Genomic DNA, 3850 nt, shown 5'->3' on the forward strand with positions numbered 1-3850 from the left:
AGGCTGCTCGACGCCCTGATCGAGGGGATGTCCATCCACCGCGCGCTGGACACCGAGCCGCACGACCGGGCCGCCGCCGTGGCCGCCGTCGAGCGGATCACCGGGCGGACCGGTGGACGCGCTGCCGGACGGGTCGCCGGGTAGGCCACCCGGCGGCGCGCTTAACGCCCGGACCGGCCCGGATATGCCGGGAAACCCCTGTGACCTGCGCCATGCGACCACTCACTTGAAGCTTCAAGCCCACCCGACCTAGCATCATTTCAAGTTTCAAACACTTGGAGTGCTGATGGCCACCGACTTCCCCGCGACCCCCTCCGCCACCGTGCGCACCAGGGTCCGCGTCCCCCTGCGCTGCCCCGACGGCTACAGCACCACCGCCGACGTGCTCACCTTCCGCGGCCTGGCCGACGAGCGCGAGCACCTGCTCCTGGGCCTGGGCGACTGGGAGACAGCCGTGGCGCTCGCCGGTCGGGGCGGGACCGCTCCCCTGGTCCGCCCGCACAGCGAGTGCCTCACCGGTGACGTGTTCGGCTCGCAGCGCTGCGACTGCGGCCCGCAGCTGCGCGAGGCCGTCGAGCGCATCGCGACCACCGGCGGGTTCCTGCTCTACCTGCGCCAGGAGGGTCGCGGCATCGGCCTGTACGCCAAGCTCGACGCCTACGCGCTCCAGGACTCCGGCATGGACACCTACGAGGCGAACGTGGCGCTGGGCAGGGGCGAGGACGAGCGCGACTACCGCGCCGCCGCGCAGATGCTGCTCGCCGCGGGCGTCGACCGCGTCCGGCTGCTGAGCAACAACCCCGACAAGGCCGTCCAGCTCCAGGGCTACGGCGTCGCGGTCACCGAGCGGGTCCCCACCGGCGTCCACCTCTCCGACGCCAACGCCCGCTACCTGACCGCCAAGCGCGACCACACCGCGCACACCCTCGACCTGGCCCACCCGGTCGCGCACCCCCGGCTGGGGGACGTGGTCGGGGCCGAGCTGGCCTCGTGACGGCGGACCTCGGCCGGGCCGGACCCGGCAGCGCGGATCTCGGCAGCACCGACCCGGAGGCCGACGGCGCGGACGCCCCGCGCTGGCTGGACGGCCCCGAGATGGCCGCGTGGCTGGCGCTGCTGCGGGTGGTCAGCGTGCTCCCGCAGGCCCTCGACCGGCAGCTGCGGGACGAGGTCGGGATCAGCCACACCTACTACTCGATGCTGGCCGTGCTCTCCGACCACCCGGACCGCACGCTCAGCATGGGCGAGCTGGCCAGGCTCGCCGCGACCAGCCCGTCCCGCCTCACCCACGCGATCGCCGCGATGGAGAAGCGCGGGTGGGTGCGCCGCAGGCAGTGCGGCGCGGACCGCAGGGTGCAGTACGCGACCCTGACGGACGACGGGCTGACCGTGCTGCGGCGCGTCGCGCCCGCGCACGTGGCCGAGGTGCGCAGGCTGGTGTTCGACCGGCTCGACCCGCGGCGGGTCGAGGAGCTGCGGGCGATCGCCTCGCTGCTGGCCGACGGGTTGGCCGAGGAGTGCGGGACGCCGCGAGGGCACGAGAGGGACGGGCTGTGCTGACCGAACACGAGGCGATGGCGCGGGCGCTGGAGCTGGCCGCGACGCCGGGGGTCCCGCTGGGGCCCAACCCCCGCGTGGGGTGCGTGCTGCTGGCCGACGACGGGACGGTGGTCGCCGAGGGCCACCACCGGGGCGCCGGGACCGCGCACGCCGAAGCCGACGCGCTGGCCAGGGCGGGCGCCGCCGCGCGCGGGACCACCGCCGTGGTGACGCTGGAGCCGTGCAACCACACCGGCCGGACCGGGCCGTGCGCCCGCGCGCTGGTGGAGGCCGGGGTGCGGCGGGTCGTCTTCGCCCAGTCCGACCCGAACCCGGTCGCCACCGGGGGGACGCGGACCCTGCGGGACGCCGGGATCGAGGTCGAGCACGGGCTGATGGCCGACCGCGCCCGCGAGCTGAACCGGGCCTGGGTGTTCGGCGTCGAGCACGGGCGACCGCTGGTGACCTGGAAGTTCGCCGCGAGCCTCGACGGGCGCAGCGCGGCGGCGGACGGCACCAGCAGGTGGATCTCGAACTCGGTCGCGCGCGCCGACGTGCACCGGCTGCGCGCGGGCTGCGACGTGGTGCTCGTGGGCGCCGGGACGGCCGTGGTGGACGACCCCCGGCTGACCGTGCGCGGCCCCGACGACGCCCCGCTCGCGCACCAGCCGCTGCGCGCGGTGCTGGGCGAGCGGGAGCTGCCGCAGGCGCTGCGGCTGTTCGACGGGTCGGCGGAGGTGGCGCTGCTGCGCACCCGCGACCCGGGGACCGCGCTGGCCGAGCTGTTCGAGCGCGGTCGCAGGCACGTGTTCCTGGAGGGCGGGCCGACCGTGGCCGCCGCGTTCCTGCGGGCGGGCCTGGTCGACGAGATCGTCGCGTACGTGGCCCCGGTGCTGCTGGGCGCGGGCCGGGCCGCCGCGGGCGACCTGGGGATCACCGGCATCGGCGCGGCGCTGCGCCCGGTGGTGACCGACGTGACCGTGCTCGCCGGGGGCGACGGGGAGGAGCCGAACGTCCGCTTCACCCTGACCCCCGCCTGACCGGCCGTTCGACCGGTACCGTCCGGTGCCGGCCGCCTCGCGCGGCCCGTGAGCGGACGAGCGAAGGGGAGAGCGCGTGACAGGGGCACTGCTGGAGGCGGCGCGGGCCGCGCTGCCGGAGATGCTGGACGACCTGCGCCGGTACGTGGAGGTCGAGACGCCCAGCGACGACAAGGCGGCGCTGTCGCGCGGTCTGTCCTTCGTGGACGGTCTGGTCGCCGAGCGGATCGGCCCCGCCGACTCGTCGTCCACAGTGGACGGTGGGGTGCACGGGGACGTGCGGGTGCTGGACTTCGCGGGCAGCGTCGCCGCCCCGGTGCTGCTGCTCGCGCACTACGACACGGTGTGGCCGCTGGGCACGCTCGCGGAGATCCCGTTCGCGGTCGACGGCGACCGGATCACCGGGCCGGGCGTGTTCGACATGAAGGCCGGGCTGGTGCAGCTGCTCTGGGCGGTGCGGATCGCCCGCGCCGCCGGTCTGGCCCTGCCGCCGCTGCGGCTGGTGCTCAACGGCGACGAGGAGATCGGCTCGCCCGCGTCGCGGGAGGTGATCGAGGCGGCGGCGGTCGGCGTGCGCGGGGCGCTGGTGTTCGAGGCGGCGGCGGGTCCGGAGGGCGCGGTGAAGACGGCGCGCAAGGGGGTCGGCGTGTTCACCGTGCGCGCCGAGGGCGTCGAGTCGCACGCGGGCCTGGACCCGACCAGGGGCGCGAGCGCGGTGGACGAGCTGGCGCGGGCCGTGCTGACCCTGCACGCCGCGCAGGACCTGGACGCCGGGACCAGCGTGAACGTCGGCGTGATCGGCGGCGGCACGCGGTCGAACGTGATCGCGGGCAGCGCGTTCGGCGAGGTCGACGTGCGGGTGTCGAGCCTGGCGGAGATCACCAGGGTGGAGGGCGTGCTCGCCGGTCTGACCGCGCGCCACCCGAAGGCGTCGCTGACCGTGGAGGGCGGCTGGAACCGCCCGGTCATGGAGCGCACCCCGGCCACCGCCGAGCTGCACGCCGTGGCAGGCGCGGCGGCCGAGGGGCTGGGCCTTTCGCTGCCGGAGGTGGCGGTGGGCGGCGCGAGCGACGGGAACTTCGTGGCGGCGCTGGGCGTCGGCGTGCTGGACGGCTTCGGCGCGATCGGCGACGGGGCGCACGCCAGGCACGAGCACGCCACCGTCTCCGGGCTGGTGACCCGCACCGCGCTCACGGCGGCGGTGCTGCACGCGCTGGCCTGACCCCGGCTCCCGGCGTGTCCGGCGCAGCCGCGCGCTGCCGCGCCGGACA

The 3850-nt window shown here is 76.1% G+C and carries 4 protein-coding genes; all 4 read left to right on the forward strand.

Annotated elements, in window-relative coordinates; all coding sequences use genetic code 11:
* The first annotated feature begins 286 nt into the window (after nucleotides 1-286).
* Nucleotides 287-994, forward strand: a complete 708-nt coding sequence (locus tag ACTUAL_RS01470) for a GTP cyclohydrolase II (protein WP_440898990.1) — start codon at nucleotides 287-289, stop codon at nucleotides 992-994.
* Nucleotides 991-1560 carry a MarR family winged helix-turn-helix transcriptional regulator gene (locus ACTUAL_RS01475; protein ID WP_440898991.1) on the forward strand — a complete coding sequence of 190 codons (570 nt, stop codon included), beginning with the start codon at nucleotides 991-993 and terminating at the stop codon, nucleotides 1558-1560. The genes ACTUAL_RS01470 and ACTUAL_RS01475 overlap by 4 nt, the downstream gene beginning before the upstream one ends.
* Nucleotides 1554-2579, forward strand: a complete 1026-nt coding sequence (gene ribD, locus ACTUAL_RS01480; protein WP_096495110.1) for a bifunctional diaminohydroxyphosphoribosylaminopyrimidine deaminase/5-amino-6-(5-phosphoribosylamino)uracil reductase RibD — start codon at nucleotides 1554-1556, stop codon at nucleotides 2577-2579. Before ACTUAL_RS01475 ends, ribD begins: the two co-directional genes overlap by 7 nt.
* A 76-nt stretch (nucleotides 2580-2655) precedes the next feature.
* Nucleotides 2656-3801, forward strand: a complete 1146-nt coding sequence (locus tag ACTUAL_RS01485; RefSeq protein ID WP_440898992.1) for a M20 family metallopeptidase — start codon at nucleotides 2656-2658, stop codon at nucleotides 3799-3801.
* Nucleotides 3802-3850: the final 49 nt, after the last annotated feature.

The organism is Actinosynnema sp., from assembly GCF_052038725.1.

What these genes read in the sequence shown, in the direction of transcription:
- ACTUAL_RS01470 (WP_440898990.1), top strand. Translation starts at nt 287, where the DNA reads ATGGCCACCGACTTCCCCGCGACCCCCTCCGCCACCGTGCGCACCAGG.